The organism is Massilia sp. SYSU DXS3249, from assembly GCF_053668055.1.
This window is the reverse complement of record NZ_JBSIPX010000002.1, coordinates 154639-170264: the sequence shown is the minus strand read 5'-3', so window position 1 is coordinate 170264 and position 15626 is coordinate 154639. Positions and strand designations below refer to the sequence as shown.

General features: G+C 67.2%; 11 protein-coding genes. 2 read left to right on the top strand and 9 right to left on the bottom strand.

Going from position 1 to position 15626, the window contains the following annotated elements:
* Positions 1 to 230: 230 nt before the first annotated feature.
* The 4 genes from ACWCIA_RS02985 to ACWCIA_RS02970 form a co-directional block, all read right to left on the bottom strand.
* The gene (locus ACWCIA_RS02985; protein WP_454160833.1) at positions 231 to 1847 is read right to left on the bottom strand and encodes a S8 family serine peptidase; all 1617 of its coding nucleotides are present in this window, start codon (positions 1845 to 1847) and stop codon (positions 231 to 233) included.
* Between the two features lie 304 nt (positions 1848 to 2151).
* Positions 2152 to 3585: an efflux transporter outer membrane subunit gene (locus ACWCIA_RS02980; protein ID WP_454160831.1), complete on the bottom strand. Its 1434-nt coding sequence runs from the start codon at positions 3583 to 3585 to the stop codon at positions 2152 to 2154.
* Positions 3582 to 6746, bottom strand: coding sequence for an efflux RND transporter permease subunit (locus ACWCIA_RS02975; protein WP_454160829.1), 3165 nt, complete (start codon positions 6744 to 6746; stop codon positions 3582 to 3584). The genes ACWCIA_RS02980 and ACWCIA_RS02975 overlap by 4 nt, the downstream gene beginning before the upstream one ends.
* 29 nt (positions 6747 to 6775) lie before the next feature.
* Positions 6776 to 8041 carry an efflux RND transporter periplasmic adaptor subunit gene (locus ACWCIA_RS02970; RefSeq protein ID WP_454160827.1) on the bottom strand — a complete coding sequence of 422 codons (1266 nt, stop codon included), beginning with the start codon at positions 8039 to 8041 and terminating at the stop codon, positions 6776 to 6778.
* 214 nt (positions 8042 to 8255) lie between these two features.
* Between ACWCIA_RS02970 and ACWCIA_RS02965 the strand changes: the two genes are divergently transcribed.
* Positions 8256 to 8876: a TetR family transcriptional regulator gene (locus tag ACWCIA_RS02965; protein ID WP_454160825.1), complete on the top strand. Its 621-nt coding sequence runs from the start codon at positions 8256 to 8258 to the stop codon at positions 8874 to 8876.
* Between the two features lie 134 nt (positions 8877 to 9010).
* Here the strand turns inward: ACWCIA_RS02965 and tal are convergent, their stop codons facing one another.
* The 5 genes from tal to ACWCIA_RS02940 all read right to left on the bottom strand — a co-directional run bounded on the left by tal (position 9011) and on the right by ACWCIA_RS02940 (position 14753).
* Positions 9011 to 9940: a transaldolase gene (gene tal, locus ACWCIA_RS02960; protein ID WP_454160824.1), complete on the bottom strand. Its 930-nt coding sequence runs from the start codon at positions 9938 to 9940 to the stop codon at positions 9011 to 9013.
* Between the two features lie 41 nt (positions 9941 to 9981).
* Positions 9982 to 10479 (bottom strand): GAF domain-containing protein, encoded by a 498-nt coding sequence (locus ACWCIA_RS02955; protein WP_454160823.1) that lies wholly within the window; start codon positions 10477 to 10479, stop codon positions 9982 to 9984.
* 70 nt (positions 10480 to 10549) lie between these two features.
* Positions 10550 to 12139, bottom strand: a complete 1590-nt coding sequence (locus tag ACWCIA_RS02950; RefSeq protein ID WP_454160821.1) for a dienelactone hydrolase family protein — start codon at positions 12137 to 12139, stop codon at positions 10550 to 10552.
* A gap of 45 nt (positions 12140 to 12184) precedes the next feature.
* The gene (locus tag ACWCIA_RS02945) at positions 12185 to 12568 is read right to left on the bottom strand and encodes an ASCH domain-containing protein (RefSeq protein ID WP_454160819.1); all 384 of its coding nucleotides are present in this window, start codon (positions 12566 to 12568) and stop codon (positions 12185 to 12187) included.
* Position 12569: 1 nt separating this feature from the next.
* Positions 12570 to 14753, bottom strand: coding sequence for a hybrid sensor histidine kinase/response regulator (locus ACWCIA_RS02940; protein ID WP_454160817.1), 2184 nt, complete (start codon positions 14751 to 14753; stop codon positions 12570 to 12572).
* Between the two features lie 125 nt (positions 14754 to 14878).
* Between ACWCIA_RS02940 and ACWCIA_RS02935 the strand changes: the two genes are divergently transcribed.
* Positions 14879 to 15622 (top strand): SDR family oxidoreductase, encoded by a 744-nt coding sequence (locus ACWCIA_RS02935; RefSeq protein WP_454160815.1) that lies wholly within the window; start codon positions 14879 to 14881, stop codon positions 15620 to 15622.
* Positions 15623 to 15626: the final 4 nt, after the last annotated feature.

Below are 15626 nucleotides of genomic sequence, written 5' to 3'. Positions count from 1 at the left end.
GCAGTCTCTCTGCGCGGGATTGCGCACCAACTGGTAGACCGGCTCAGTGTAGCCAAGTTCACATCAGGAGGCCCACACGAATCCAGCCAACCATTTTGTGCTGCTGCGTTCTCGCTGTCGCGTAGAGAGGCTGGACTTGCAGGCCTTCGTCCGGATGAAAAAAAGCCCGGTCGGGAAACCGACCGGGCTCTTGGGGGCTGTCTCTTGCGTGCAGCCGCTAGCTATGACACTTAGTTATTGCACCCTGCGGCGGCAATGCGGTCGTAAGCGGCACGCGCCTGGACCAGGCCGTAGCCGTACTTGTCGTCACGGCCCTTGTCGCCCAGGTCCTCGGCCGACTTGGCGAGGGTGGTGCGGATCTGCGCGGCGCTGCAGTGCGGGAAGTAGCTCCACACGAGGGCTGCGACGGCCGAGACGTGCGGCGTGGCCATCGAGGTGCCGTTGTTGTAGGCGTAGTTGCCGACCTTGACCGCCACGGTTGCCGACTGGCCCAGCTGGGCGAGCATCGCAGTGCCCTCGGCCTGGGTCGCCGCCACCGACGGGATAGTCGTGACGGTCGTTCCCAGGGTCGGGCTCAGGCTGCCTGCCACGTTGTTGTACAGGACCGCACCCACGCCGCCGCTGGCCTGGCAGTTGGCGACCTTGACGCCGAAGGCCAGGCCCGCGCCGCGCGAGATCAGGCAGACCTTGCCGGCCATGGCGGGATTGACTTCGCCGCCGAAGCCGAAATCGGCCAGCGGTGCCGTGGCGGTCCCACGCGGCGAACCGGTGACCGAGCCGACTTCGTAGCTGCTGGCGCCGACGGTCAGCGAGGAGACCAGCGCGGTGCCCATCGGTACGGTCGAGAGGACGCGCACGCCCGGCGCCGACAGTTCCACCTTCGGGTTGTAGTTCGAGAAGGTCGCCCACTTCTTGTCGCTGTCGAGGGCGCCAACCGAGACCACGCTCGCGTAGCCCGCAGGCCAGCGCGGCGCCGTGGTGCCGGCATTGCTCGAGGCGGCGAAGGAGAGGATGCCTTTGGCCGCCAGCGCGTCGAACGCGGCCTGCTCGGTGCCGCTCGGGGCCGGGCCGCTGAGCGACATGCTGATGATGTTCGCGCCGGCGTCGCCGCAGCGGTTCGCCGCGTCGGCCAGTTCGGACGAATAGGCCCAGCCGTCGGCGCCAAATACCTTGACGATGTGCAGCTTCAGCTGGCGGGCGGGAATGACGCCGACCACGCCGAGGCCGCTGTTGTTGAGGGCGGCGATCGTGCCGGCGACGTGCGTGCCGTGGCTGTTCTCGTCGGTGTACCACCAGCCGGTGCCGGAGTCGTACTCGCCGGTCACGGTGCCGTTGTCGTTCAGGTCTTCATGGCTGCGGTCGTAGCCGGAATCGATGATGCAGATCTTGCGGTTGCCAGCCTTGGAGCCGCCGTTCGGCAGCTGGTCGGCCTGGGTCATCGTGATGCCGTAAGGGATCGTCTGACCCAGGAAGTAATTCTTGCCGGACGCCGGATTGGCAACCGAGCCGGCAGCCGTGTCCACGTAGTCCGGACGCATTTCCATCGACGGCAGGTAGCGCGGCGGGTCGACTTCGACGTAGGCCACGTTCTGGTCGGCGCGCACCGCTTCAACTTGCTCCGGAGCCAGTTCGACCGACATGGCGTCCATGCCGCGGATCTTGCGCTTGACGTTGCCGCGCGCGCGGATCACCGCGGCGTTCGCGTCATTGTCGGCGCCGGCCTTGAAGCCGACGATGTAACGGGTCTGCGGCGCGGCCTGGGCGGCGCTGGGAGCGAACCCGAGCATGGCGACCGAGCACAGCATGGCGAGGGTACAAACGGGCAGCGCGGTGATGTTGTGTTTCATGTCTCTCTTTCCAATCTTGTTTTGGTATAAGAAGCAACGCGATTCGCGGCGGCCCTTGTACGCCTGGTAGGCGTAGCGGGCTCAGCGCTAGATGATCCTAAGTTTGGCCCGTGGCATCGTCAACAACATTTTTCTGCATGGACGATAAAATTTTTGAAAGTCGCCACAGGCTGCCGAAAGCGTTGACAAGCGCATCGAGACACGGCATTTGCGCGCGCGCCGGGCGCATTGCTTTGCCGCCCTAAAGAAAAACGGCCCGGTCGCGCGAGCGACCGGGCCGTTAGTGCATGTTGCCTTCGTGGCGTCAGCGTGACGCCTGTGCCTCCGAAGCAGGCTCGCTCCAGCCGCCACCCAGCACGCGGTACAAGGTCACCTGGTTCTGCAGGCGCTGCAAATTCGCCTGCACCGCCAGCTGCTGCGCCTGGAACAGCGAACGCTGGGCGTCGAGCAGGTCGAGGTAGCTGGCCGCGCCGCTCTTGTAGCGCAGCTCGGACAGGTTGTAGCGGTCCTGCTCGGCCGTCGCCACCGCGCGCTGGGCGCGCAGCTGTTCGCTGAAGGTGGCCTGGCCGGCCAGGGCGTCGGCCACTTCGCGGAAGGCGGTCTGGATCGACTGCTCGTACTGGGCGACCGCGATGTCGCGGCCGGCACGCGCGGCGTCGACGCCGGCGCCGATGCGGCCCAGGTCGAAGATCGGCAGCACCGCCTGCGGGGCGAAGGTCCAGCCGAAGGAACCGCTCTTGAACAGGCCCGACAGCTCGGTGCTGGCGCTGCCCACGCTGCCCGTCAGCGAGATGCGCGGGAAGTAGTTCGCGCGCGCCGCGCCGATGTTCGCATTGGCGGCGATCAGCTGCTGCTCGGCCGCGCGGATGTCCGGGCGGGTAGTCAGCAGGTCGGACGGCAGGCCGGCCGGCAGGTCGGGCAGCTCGGTCGTGGCCAGGGTAGCACCCGCCGGCAGGTTTTCCGGAATCGGCTGGCCCACCAGCTGGGTCAGCAGGTTGGCGTCCTGGGCGCGCTGGCGTTGCAGCTGGGCCAGCGTGGCGCGCGCGGTCTCGACCAGCGAGGTCGATTGCTGCAGCTCGAGCTTGGACACGACACCGTTTTCGAAGCGCAGGCGGGTCAGGCGGTCGGACTCTTCGCGGGTGCGCAGCGTCTCCTGGGTGATCGCCAGCAGCTCGTCGTCGGCCAGCAGCGCCAGGTAAGTGTTGGCGACCGAGGCGACCAGGCTGATCTGCGTGGTGCGGCGCGCTTCCTCGGTAGCGAGGAATTGCGCCAGCGCGGCCTGCGACAGATTGCGCACGCGGCCGAACAGGTCGAGCTCGAAGGCCGAGACGCCGAAGCCCGCCTGGTAGATGCTCGAGATCGGCTGGTCTTCGCCGGTGGTCTGGCGGCTGCCGCTGACGATCGCCGAGACGGTCGGCAGGCGGTCGGCGCGCGTGATGCGGTACTGGGCGCGCGCCTGCTCGATGTTGGCGATCGAGACGCGCAGGTCGCGGTTGTTCGCCAGCGACATCTCGATCAGCTGGCGCAGGCGTGCGTCGGCGAAGAAGCGCTGCCAGGCCAGGTTGGCCGGCGCTTCCGAGGTGGCCGTCGGCAGCGTGGTGCCGCCGGCACGCGGCACTTCAGGGAAGCCTGGTGCGACCGGCGCTGCCGGACGCTCGTACTTCGGCGCCAGCGACATGCAGCCGGCGAGCATCATCGCCAGTGCCAGGGGAGTCAGTTTTTTCATCGTATCGATCATATTTTTTCCTGAACTACGGTAGCGGTGTCTTTGTCTTCTTCATGCGCGTACTTCTTGCGCTGGCGATCGCTGCCCTTGAAGATCTTGCGCACCACGACGAAGAACATCGGGACGAACAGCACGCCGAGCGTCGACGCCGTGATCATGCCGCCCATCACGCCGGTACCGATGGCGCGCTGCGATGCCGAACCGGCGCCGCCTGCGATCACCAGCGGCAGCACGCCGAGGATGAAGGCCAGCGAGGTCATGATGATCGGGCGGAAGCGCAGGTGGGCCGCTTCGATTGCCGCGTCCATCGGCGACTTGCCCTGCGCCTGCAGGTCCTTCGCGAACTCGATGATCAGCACCGCGTTCTTCGCCGCCAGGCCGATGATGGTCACCAGGCCGATCTTGAAGTACACGTCGTTCGGGTAGCCGCGCAACATGGCCGCCAGCACGGCGCCAAGGATACCAAACGGCACCACCAGCAGCACCGACACCGGGATCGACCAGCTTTCATACAGGGCCGCCAGGGCCAGGAAGATCGCCAGCAGCGAGAAGGCCATCAGGATGCCCATCGTGCCGCCGGAGAGCTGTTCCTCGCGCGACTGGCCGGTCCACTCGAAGGCGAAGCCCGGTGGCAGCTGGCCTGCCAGGCGCTCCATCTCGGCCAGCGCGTCGCCGGTCGAATAACCCGGCTTGGCGTCGCCCGAAATGCTCATCGCCGGATAGCCGTTGTAGCGCAGGGTCTGCATCGGGCCGGTGACCCACTTGGTCGTCGCGAACGAGGACAGCGGCACCGGCTGGCCCTGGACGTTCAGGGCGTTCAGGCGCAGCAGGTCGTCCGGCTGCATGCGGTCCTTCGCATCGGCCTGCACCACCACGCGCTGCAGGCGGCCGGCGTTCGGGAAGTCGTTCACGTAGGACGAGCCGAGCGAGGTCGAGATCGCGGTGTTGATCGCGTCAAACGTCACGCCCAGGGCCTGCGCCTTGTCGCGGTCGATGTCGAGCATGACCTGCGGCGCGTCTTCCAGGCCTTCCGGACGCACGCCGGCCAGGATCGGGCTCTGCGCGGCCATGCCGAGCAGCTGGTTGCGGGCTGCGAGCAGGGCGTTGTGGCCGTTGCCGCCGCGGTCCTGCAGGCGGAAGCTGAAGCCCGTGCCGCGGCCCAGTTCCGGGATCGGCGGAGGCGACAAGGCGAAGATGAAGGCATCGCGCACGCCCGACAGGCCGCCGATGATGCGGTTGGCGACCGCGCCCGCGCTCGAGTCTTCGCCCTTGCGCTCGCTCCAGTCCTTCAGCGGGATAAAGGCCAGCGCCATGTTCTGGCCGGCGCCCGAGAACGAAAAGCCCAGCACGCTGACCATGTTCGCCACTTCCGGCTGCTTCATGATGAAGTTTTCGGCGGTGCGCATGACTTCGTTGGTGCGCTCCAGCGTCGCGCCAGGCGGCAGCTGGATGTTGGCGATCACGTAGCCCTGGTCTTCGTTCGGCAGGAAGGAGTTCGGCATGCGCGTGAACAGCAGGGTGACCAGGCCGACCACCAGCACGAAGGCGACCAGCGCGCGGCCCGAACCGCGGATCAGCTTGCCGACCCAGCCTTCATAGCCCTTGGCGGTGCGTGCGAAGCGGCGGTTGAACCAGCCGAAGAAACCCTTCTTCTCGTGGTGGTGGCCCGCTTCGACGGGTTTGAGCAGGTGCGCGCACAGCGCCGGGGTCAGCGACAGCGCCAGGAAGGCCGAGAAGGCGATCGAGGACACCATGACGACCGCGAACTGGCGGTAGATGTTGCCGACCGCGCCGGCAAAGAAGGCCAGCGGCACGAACACCGACATCAGGACCACGGTCACGCCGATGATGGCGCCCGAGATCTGGCCCATGGCCTTGCGGGTGGCCTGCAGCGGCGGCAGTCCTTCCTCGCTCATGATGCGCTCGACGTTCTCGACGACCACGATCGCATCGTCGACGACGATACCGATGACCAGCACCATGCCGAACATCGTCAGCACGTTGATGGAATAGCCCAATGCCAGCAGCGTACCCAGGGAACCGAGCAGCGCGACCGGGACGACGATGGTCGGGATGATGGTATAGCGGAAGTTCTGCAGGAACAGGTACATCACCAGGAACACCAGCACCAGCGCTTCGATCAGGGTATGCACCACCTGCTCGATCGAGATGTCGATGAACTTCGAGCTGTCGAAGGGCACGGTGGCCTTCATCCCGGCCGGGAAGAACTTCGACAGTTCCTCGACGCGTTCGCGCACCAGGCGCGCCGTTTCCAGCGCGTTACCCGACGGCGCCAGCTGCACGCCGATACCGGTCGAGGGCTTGCCGTTCAGGCGTGCCGAGGTGCCGTAGGCCTGGGCGCCGATTTCGATGCGGGCCACGTCCTTCAGGCGTACGGTCGAGCCGTCCGGATTCGCGCGCAGCACGATGTTGCCGAACTGTTCGACGGTGCTCAGCTGGCCGGTCACGACGACGGTCGCCGTGATTTCCTGGCCTTGCGCCAGCGGCAGTTCGCCGATGGTGCCCGATGCCACTTGGGCGTTCTGGCTGCGGATCGCGTTGTTGACGTCGGCCGGGGAGAGGCGGAAGCCCACCAGCTTGGCCGGGTCGATCCAGACGCGCATCGCGCGCTCGGTACCGAACAGCTGCGCGGTGCCGACGCCTTTAATACGCTGGATCTCGGGCAGCACCGTGCGCGAGGCGTAGTCGCCCAGCGCGATCGGGTCCCACTTCGGATCGTCCGACGACAGAATGGTGAACAGCAGGAAGTTGGCGCGCACCTTGTCGACGCGCACGCCCTGCTGGTTCACCGCCGCCGGCAGGCGCGGGGCCGCGCGCGACAGGCGGTTCTGGACGTCGACCTGGGCGAGTTCCGGGTTGGTGCCGGTCTCGAAGGTCAGGGTGATCGAGCCGCTGCCGTTGGCGGTGCTGCTCGATTCCATGTAGACGAGGCCCGGGGAGCCGTTCATCTCGCGTTCGATGACGGAGATGACCGAATCTTCCAGGGTCTGGGCCGATGCGCCCGGATAGGCGGCATTGATCACGATCGATGGCGGAGCCACGTTCGGATACTGGGCGATCGGCAGCTGGGTGATCGAGACCGCGCCGATCACCATGATGAACAGCGCGATCACCCAGGCGAAAATAGGGCGGTCAATAAAAAAACGTGCCATTGCAGTAGTCCTGTTCTATACCTGGGCGCTTAGCGGGCGGTCGAAGCGGCGGCCGGCGCGGCGCCGGCGGTGGAGCCCGACGGGGCCGAGGCAGGCAGCTGGCGCGCGGTGGCGGCGGCAGCCTGGCCGGCGTTGGCGGCCGGCGCAGCCGGCGCGGCTGCTGGCGCTGCGGCGGCCGTGGTCGCCGTGCCCGGTTGCCATGGCACTGCCTTGACCGGGGTGCCCGGCGGCAGCATCTGCAGTTTCTGGAAGCCGTCGACCATCACGCGTTCGCCTTCCTTCAGGCCGTCGGTGACGACCCAGTTCGAGCCTTGCTGCGAGCCGATCTTGACGGTGCGCGGGGCCGGCTTGTTGTCGGCGCCGACCACCATCAGCGTGTCGCCCTGGGCGCCGCCGCGGGTGACCGCCTGCTGCGGCACGACGATACCGTTCGGCAGCTGGGCCTGCGCCAGGCGCACGCGCACGTACTGGCCCGGGAGCAGGGCGTTGTCCGGGTTCGGGACCTGGGCGCGCAGGGTGACCTGGCCGGTGCCCGGGTCGACCGTGACGTCCGAGAACAGCAGGCGGCCGCGGGTAGCGAGCTCGGTGCCGTCGTCGAGGACGACGCTGACCGGCGCATCCTTCGCGCCGCCGCCGGCCTGCTTGCGCAGGCGCTGCAGCTCGGTGGCCGACTGGGTGATGTTCAGGTACATCGGGTTGGTCTGCTGGATCACGGCCAGTTCGGTGCCTTCGGTCGCCGAGACCAGCGCGCCTTCGGTCACCAGTGCGCGGCCGATGCGGCCCGAGATCGGGGCGTTCACGTTGGCGTAGCCCGAATTGATCTGGGCAATGCGCACCTGGGCGCGCGACGCCGCCACGGCGGCCTCGGCCTGTTTCTGCGCCGCGACGGCATTGGTATACTCCTGCTTGCTGATCGCGTTCGCCTCGACCAGCGGCTTGTAGCGCTCGGCCTGGGCGGCGGCCTGGGTCAGCGTCGCCTGGGCGCGGCCGAGGTCGGCCTGGGCGGCGGCGAGCTGGGCCTGGTAAGGTGCCGGGTCGATCTGGAACAGCGACTGGCCTTCCTTGACTTCGCTGCCTTCGGTGAACAGGCGCTTGAGCACCACACCGTTGACGCGGGCGCGGACCTGGGCGGTACGTACCGGTTCGGCACGGGCCGGCAGTTCGGTCGTCAGGGCGACCGATTCGAATTTGGTGGTGATGACGCCGACTTCGGGCGCCGGCATCTGGCCGCCGGCGCCGGGGCCGGCCTGGGCGGCGTCCTTCTTGCCGCAGGCGGAGAGCAGGGCGACAGCCATCAGTGTGCTGGCGGCAATCCGAGTCAGGGATAATGTAGAGGAGTGGGCAGAGCGCATTACGTGTGCTTCCTTCGGTTTTTTTTGGAGAAAATGCAGCCGTCCCCAAGAACCGGAGGTCCCTGCGCACGGCTGCATCACTGGCATTTATGGATTTTTATATATACTATCACGAGTGTATGTTTAACGTGCAGGACCACTCAAAAACGGAGAAGACATGGCCCGAAGAACAAAAGAAGAAGCGGCGGCCACACGCGACAGCATCTTAGATGCTGCAGAGAAATTGTTTGTCGAACAAGGTGTGTCACGAACGACCTTGCAGCATATCGCAACCGAGGCGGGCGTGACGCGCGGTGCGATTTATTGGCATTTTGACGACAAAGGCGCCTTGTTCAACGCGATGATGGAAAGGGTGACGCTGCCCTTCGAGTGCGCGCTGAGCCGTCTTCCCAAGTCGGATTCGGCTACCGTCATGGATGACCTGTGCCGCTTTTTCGTGGAAATTTTCCGTGTTACGGAGACCGACCCGCAGGCGCGCCGCGTGCTCGAGATCGCCTCATTGAAGGTGGAATTCGTCAGCGAGATGGACGCGGTGCGCGTGCGCCGCCGCCAGAGCAAGTGCGACCTGACCGACCAGGTGATCGAACGCATCCGGTTGGCGCAGGACGGCGGGCAGATCAGGCAGGACGTCGATCCGCAGTTGCTGGCGGTTGGCCTGTGGGCGCTGATGGATGGCCTGATCCGCAACTGGATGTTCGAGCCGACCTCGTTCAGCCTGGTCGAGCTCGGCGGCAAGATGATCGGGACCATGCTCGACGGAGTCCGCGCCCGTTCGTAGGGTGCGCACTCGTGCGCACGCGGTACGGCGCCGGCATGCCGGTGTGTGGCTCCGCAAAAAAAAACGCCGGCATCACGCCGGCGTTCGCATTGCTGTGAATGAACCGCCACGCGCATCCGTGGCGGCCAGGAACATCAACGCATTTCTTCGATCATCTTCTTGAGCTTCTTCGAATCCGCCACGAACGCGCGGATACCTTCGGCCAGCTTCTCGGTCCCCATCGCATCTTCATTGAGCATGAAGCGGAACGACTTTTCGTCGACGGCGATTTTCTCGATGTCCGCATTCGCGTCCGCCACCAGCTTGCGCTCGACCGGCGCCTCGGTGTCGGCCAGCTTCTGCAGCAGGTCCGGCGAGATGGTCAGCAGGTCGCAGCCGGCCAGTTCCAGGATCTGCGAGGTGTTGCGGAAGCTTGCGCCCATGACCTCGGTCTTGTAGCCGAACTTGCGGTAGTACTGGTAAATGCGCTTGACCGACTGCACGCCCGGATCGTCCGCGCCCTGGTAATCGGTACCGGTCGACTTCTTGTACCAGTCGTAGATACGGCCGACGAAAGGCGAAATCAGCTGCACGCCCGCTTCGGCGCAGGCCACGGCCTGGCACAGCGAGAACAGCAGCGTCAGGTTGCAGTGGATGCCTTCCTTTTCCAGGATCTCGGCGGCGCGGATGCCTTCCCAGGTCGAGGCGATCTTGATCAGCACGCGCTCGCGCGACACGCCGGCCGCTTCGTACAGGGCGATCAGCTCGCGGCCCTTGGCGACGGTGGCTTCGGTATCGAAGGAGAGGGCGGCATCGATCTCGGTCGACACGCGGCCCGGCACGTACTTGAGGATCTCGACGCCGAACGCGATCAGCAGGCGGTCGACGATCTCTTCGGTGGAGCCGCCATTCGACTCGGCCACGGCCTTCTGCAGCAGCGGCAGGTATTCTGGCTTCTGCACGGCTTTCAGGATCAGCGAAGGGTTGGTCGTCGCATCCTGCGGCGCGTAGGCCTTGATCGACTGGAAGTCGCCGGTATCGGCAACGACGGTGGTGTATTGCTTGAGTTGGTCTAGTTGATTCATATCATTTGCCTAAATTGTAATATTGCCAAATATTCTTTGCATCAGCAATCGGTCGCGTCGACAAACGCCGCCACCATCGCCTCGAGCCCGACCCGATCCTCTTCCGAGAAGCGGTCCAAAACAGGACTATCGATATCGAACACGCCGATCAATTTGCCATCCTTGATCACCGGCAGCACGATCTCCGAGTTCGACGCCGAATCGCAGGCGATATGCCCCGGAAACGCGTGCACGTCCGGCACCACGATGGTCTTGCGTTCGACGGCGGTCGTGCCGCAGACGCCGCGTCCGAAGGGAATGCGCGCGCAGGCCGGCTTGCCCTGGAAAGGCCCGACCAGCAGGTCCTGGCCTTCGCCCTTCCTGGACGGCACGGTGAGGTAGAAGCCGGCCCAGTTCAGGTCGGCGAGGGTGTCATACACCAGCGCGGAGAACTGGGAAGCGTTCGCGGTCAGGTCGCGCTCGCCCTCGAGGACGCTGGCGACCTGGCGCACCAGCAGGTCATAGTCGGGACGGGTGCTGCGTTCTGGATTGATGTGCATGGGCGGGCCGTGGAGCTGGACGAAAAGCGCTATTTTACAGCCAGCCCGGACTATCCTGCTCGCTCCCCCGTCACCGGACGCCTGCCCGGTTGGCTGCCGGTTTGCCCGCCTGCCGCGCCGCGCCGAGCATCTGCAGGCGCGCCTCGGCATTCCTGTTGCCGGGATTGAGCTTCAGCGAGCGCCGGTAATGCGCGATCGCCCCCGCCTTGTCGCCGGCCTGCTCCAGGCCGTCGGCCAGGCTGTCGAAGGCGTTGGCGCTGTCCGGATGCAGGAGGGTGGCAAGGCGGAAGATTTGGACCGCCTGCCTCGGCTGGCCGGCCCGCAGCAATCCGTAGCCCCATTCGTTGAGTTCGGGTTCAGGCAGGATGAAGTTCTTGTCGCGCTCGCGCAGCGCCTCGTAGGCGGCGTGCGCGTGCTCGAAACCGCGGCGCGCCAGTTCGGCCGCCAGTTCCGTGCGGGTAGGAGGCGCTGGCGCCGCCGGCCGCGCTTCCAGGGTGACCGCGTAGGCCGGCATGCCGTGGCTGGCCGGCGTGGCTGCCAGCCAGGCCCGGGCGGCGCCGTCGTCCTTCAGGTAGGCGTCGAGGAAATGGCGCACGTAGTCGGCGACCCAGCCGTGGGCGCGATTCACCTCGGCGCGCGGGTACTGGTTGAACATCGACTCGGGGGCGAAGCGCAGGTAGGTCGAGGAGAAGGCGAAATGCTGCATCGGGTACATCGTCAGCTTGTACAGGTCGGCATGTTTGACATCGTTGAGAAAGCCCGAGGCCGGCTTGCCCCGCTGGGCGAGCGCTTCCATCGACGCCGGGCGCCCTCCGGCAAACAGCATCGGCACGCGCAGGCTGGTGGGAGACAGGTACTTCGCCGCGGCGACCAGTTCCGGGTAGGCGCGCACCGAGCCGTCGAGGTCGACCAGCGCCTTGATGCGCCGGTCCTTCGCCGCGGCCAGGACGTTCGCCAGGCCGCCCCAGCTATAGCCGGCCAGGGCCAGGCGCTTCGGATCGGCATGGGGCAGCGTATGCGCGTAGCGGACCAGGAAGGCGATATCGGCCGCATGCGTTTCCGCGCCCTCCAGGTCGCTGGCCATCTCGCGTCCGCGCGTGCCCAGGCTGGGACTGGCGATGACGATGTAGCCATGGCTGGCCAGGTATTCGCACAGGTCGGCGTTCTCCGCCGCCGGCGCGCTGATGCTGGGGGCGTAGATGACGACCGGGAAGCTGCCTGGCGCGGTGCCGGCATCGCGCTGGGCGCGCATCGGGTCGCGCAGCGCCGCCTGTCCCTGTTCCAGTCCCGATACCGCCAGGTAGCCGTCGCGGACAAACCTGTCCGCCAGCGCCCCGGCCTGCGCCTCGGTGCGGCCGAAATCATCCTCGCTCCCGATCAGGCGCAGGTAGTCGCTGTAGACCATCGGCTTGCCGGGCGCGCCGGCGGGATACCAGACCAGGGTCTGCACCGGCCGCGCCTGTTCGCCCTCGTAGCGCTTGCCGGTCGCGGCGTCGACGTCGCTGCGGTAGGCGCGCGCGTGGTCGTACTGGTGCACCGCCTTGAAGCCGACGGCGAACGGGCCGGACGGATTCGGGAACACGAATTGGGATGCAGCCTGGCCGGCGCCTGCCGGGAAAAAAAGGACGAGGACCGCAAACAACGGGGCAAAAACGCGCATGTCGAAGCTCCTGGATGTGGGAGCTTTTATTCTAGACCATTTTGTCTAGATATGTACGTCCACCAGCTCGAAATGCAGCGTCACGAACTCGAATGCGTCATGCAGGTCGAGGTGCGGCAGGCAGCGCACATGCACGTCGCGAAATTCCTGCGCACTCGAAAACGTCTCGCCGCGCCAGACGTCTTCCGGAATGTCGCCGAAGCGGATGATGCGCACCTCCTTTGCCCGGATCGTGCAGCGCCGGCGTCCCTTCAGGTCGAATACGTCGATCAGGTCGCCGGCTTCGTAGCCGCCGTCGCCCAGCTCGCCGTATCCCTTGTAATAGTCCTCGACCGTGTCGGCGGTGACGGTCTTGCGGCCGGCGATCACTTCGCGCACAAGGCTGTCGTCGTTCTCGTCGGCGCCCCAGAAGGTCAGTTTTTTATGCATGTCATTCCGTTTCGGTGGCGGCTCCGGACACGGCCTGCTCGAGGTCCTCGAGCGAAGCCGGCTTGGTCAGGTGCAGGTCGAACCCGGCCGCGGCCGCGCGATCCACGTCGGCCTGCTGGCCGTAGCCCGTGAGCGCCACCAGGCGCAGGGGCGCATCCGTATTCGCTCCCATGCGCCGGATGGCGGCGGCGAGCGCATAGCCGTCCATGTCGGGCAGGCCGATGTCGAGGATGGCCACTGCCGGCCGCAGGTTCGCGGCGCTGCCCAGGGCCGCCGCAGCGCTGTGCGCAACCTGCACCTGGTGGCCGAGCTGCTCGAGCACCAGCGCCGTCGTCGCGGCCGCGTCGACGTTGTCGTCCACCAGCAGGATGGGGACTCCAGTCCTGCGTGGCGTCGCCATGGGCGCCGTCACTGCGGGCGGCGCGTCGATCGTGGGCAGCTCGACCACGAAACGGCTGCCGTGACCGGGACCGTCGCTATGGGCGGACACCCGGCCTTCGTGCAGCTCGACGATCTTGCGCACGATCGCCAGGCCCAGTCCCAGCCCGCCGGTGCCGCGCGCCAGCTGCTGGGGCGCCTGGTAGAAGGGCTCGAAGATGCGCGCCAGCAGCTCCGGCTCCATCCCGATGCCGCGGTCGCCCACTTCGAGCCTGGCCGTGCCCTTGTCTACCGCCAGCTCGACCCGGATCGAGCCCTGGCCGAAGCGTTCCGCGTTCGACAGCAGGTTGCTCAGCACCTGGGACAGGCGGCTTTCGTCGCCCAGCACCCAGGCGGCGTCCGGCGCGGCCAGTTCGATGGACGGGCCGGGGCGGGCGCCCACGAGCTGGCGCACCATGTCGGCCAGGTTCAGGGGACGGCGCTCGACCTGCATCTTGCCCGTCGCGATGCGCGACACGTCGAGCAGGTCGTCGACCAGGCGTTTCAGGTGGCTCACCTGGCGCCGCATGATGGTGCGCTCGCGCCGGCTCGCGCTCTCGTCGCGCAGGTCCATCAGGTCCAGCGCCGCCACGATCGGGCTGAGCGGGTTGCGCAATTCGTGGCCCAGCATGGCGAGGAACTCGTCCTTCACGCGCCCGGCGTCGCGGCTGGCCGCCAGCGCTTCTTCGAGCGAGGCCAGCAGCTGCGAGCGTTCCAGCTCGTGCGCGGTACGCTGCCGTGCCGCCGCTTCCAGCGCCCCGGCCATGACGTCGATCTCCCGGATGCGCGAGCGCGCGATCGCCACCGGCTGGCCGGCGCCCAGCGCGCTCGCTCCCGCCTGCAGGCGTCCGACCGTGCGCACGATGCGGTTCGACAGCAGAGAAGCGATGCCGATGCAGGCCAGCAGCGAGGCCGCCAGGCCCGCGCCGTAGAGGGCAATGCCGCTGCCCAGGCCAGGCTGCTGCACGCCGATCCCCACCGTCCAGCCATAGCGCGACACCCGCGTGTAGACGCTGGCCAGCTGGGTGCCTTCGAGGTTGACGACCTGGCCGGCGCCCTCGGGCGCCGGGCTGCGGATCAGCCGGGCGAAGGAGGGCGTGGGCGGGCCGGCCACCCTGCGCTCGTGGTCTTTCGAGCGCGCGACGAATGCGCCGAAACCATCGATGATGGAGATGACCGCGTCCTGCGGCACCCGCTGGCGCTTGAGGACACTGAGGATGCGGTCGGGCTTGACGACGGCGGTGAGCACGTACAGGCGGCCGGCGTCGTCGCGCACCGGCACCCGCACCGGGAACGCCGGACGCCCGCGCGGTCCGCGGGCCACGCGCCCGACCAGGGGCCGCTGCACGGCGAGCAGCTGCTGCAGGCTTTCCGGATCGGCGATGCGCCCGCCCGAGGTGCCGAAAGGACTAGCCGTGCGAAACACGATGTTGCCCGAGGCGTCGGTGAGGATGATCGCCTGCCATTCCGGCTGGGCCGCCACCTGCGCGCGGGCGATGTCGTAGAAGGCCTGCAGGTCGCCCTTGCCCATGGCGGGCGTGCGCGCCAGGCTGGCGAGGGTGGCGACGGTGCCGTCGAGTTCCGCGTCGACGGCGCTGGAGAGGGCGCGCGCCAGGTCGAGCATGGCGCGCTCCTGCTCGCGCTGCTGGTAGCCGCTGGCGGTGTGCAGCGACCACAGTCCCAGCGCCGCCAGCGGCAGCAGGCCGATCGCGCTCAGCACGACCAGCAGCCGGCGCAGGGAGAGGGTGAAACCGGAAGTCGACCGCATGACTCAGCCTTTTGGCAAAAAGGCATTATAGGTTGAAACGGCGCCATAAAACTGCGGCCCATTGCCCTTGGCAGGGCCGGGGACGCCGATGCTATGCTTTCACAACACATTGCGAGGGAGGCGGCATGAAAACGGTGCTCATCACCGGCGGCGGGCGCGGCATCGGCGCCGCCTGCGCCAGGCTGGCGGCCGAACGGGGCTACCAGGTCTGCGTCAACTACCGCAGCGACGGCGCGGCGGCGCTTAGGGTCGTGCGCGCCATCGAGGACGCCGGCGGTACGGCCTTCGCCATCCAGGCCGACGTGGCCCAGGAGGCGGAGGTGGAGCGCATGTTTGCGCAGGTGGACGAACGCTTCGGCCGGTTTGATGCCCTCGTCAACAATGCCGCCGTGCTGGCGCCGCAACTGCGCGTGGACCAGATGGACGCGGCGCGCATCGGGCGCATCCTGGCGACCAACGTCCTCGGGAGCTTCCTGTGCGCGCGCGAAGCGGTGCGGCGCATGTCGACGCGGCACGGCGGGCAGGGCGGCGCGATCGTCAACGTGTCTTCGCGCGCGGCCGTGCTGGGGTCGGCGGGAGAGTATGTCGACTATGCAGCTTCGAAAGCGGCGCTCGACGCGCTGACGATCGGGCTGTCGAAGGAGGTTGGAGGGGAGGGTATTCGCGTCAACGGCGTGCGGCCGGGGTTGATCCATACGACCATGCATGCGGATGGGGGCGAGCCGGGGCGGGTGGAGCGGCTGCAGTCGACGACGCCGATGGGGCGCGGGGGCGAGCCGGAAGAGGTGGCACGGGCGGTGTTGTGGCTGCTCTCGGATGAGGCGTCGTATACCACTGGCAGCTTCATCGAGGTGTCCGGCGGGCGCTGATTTC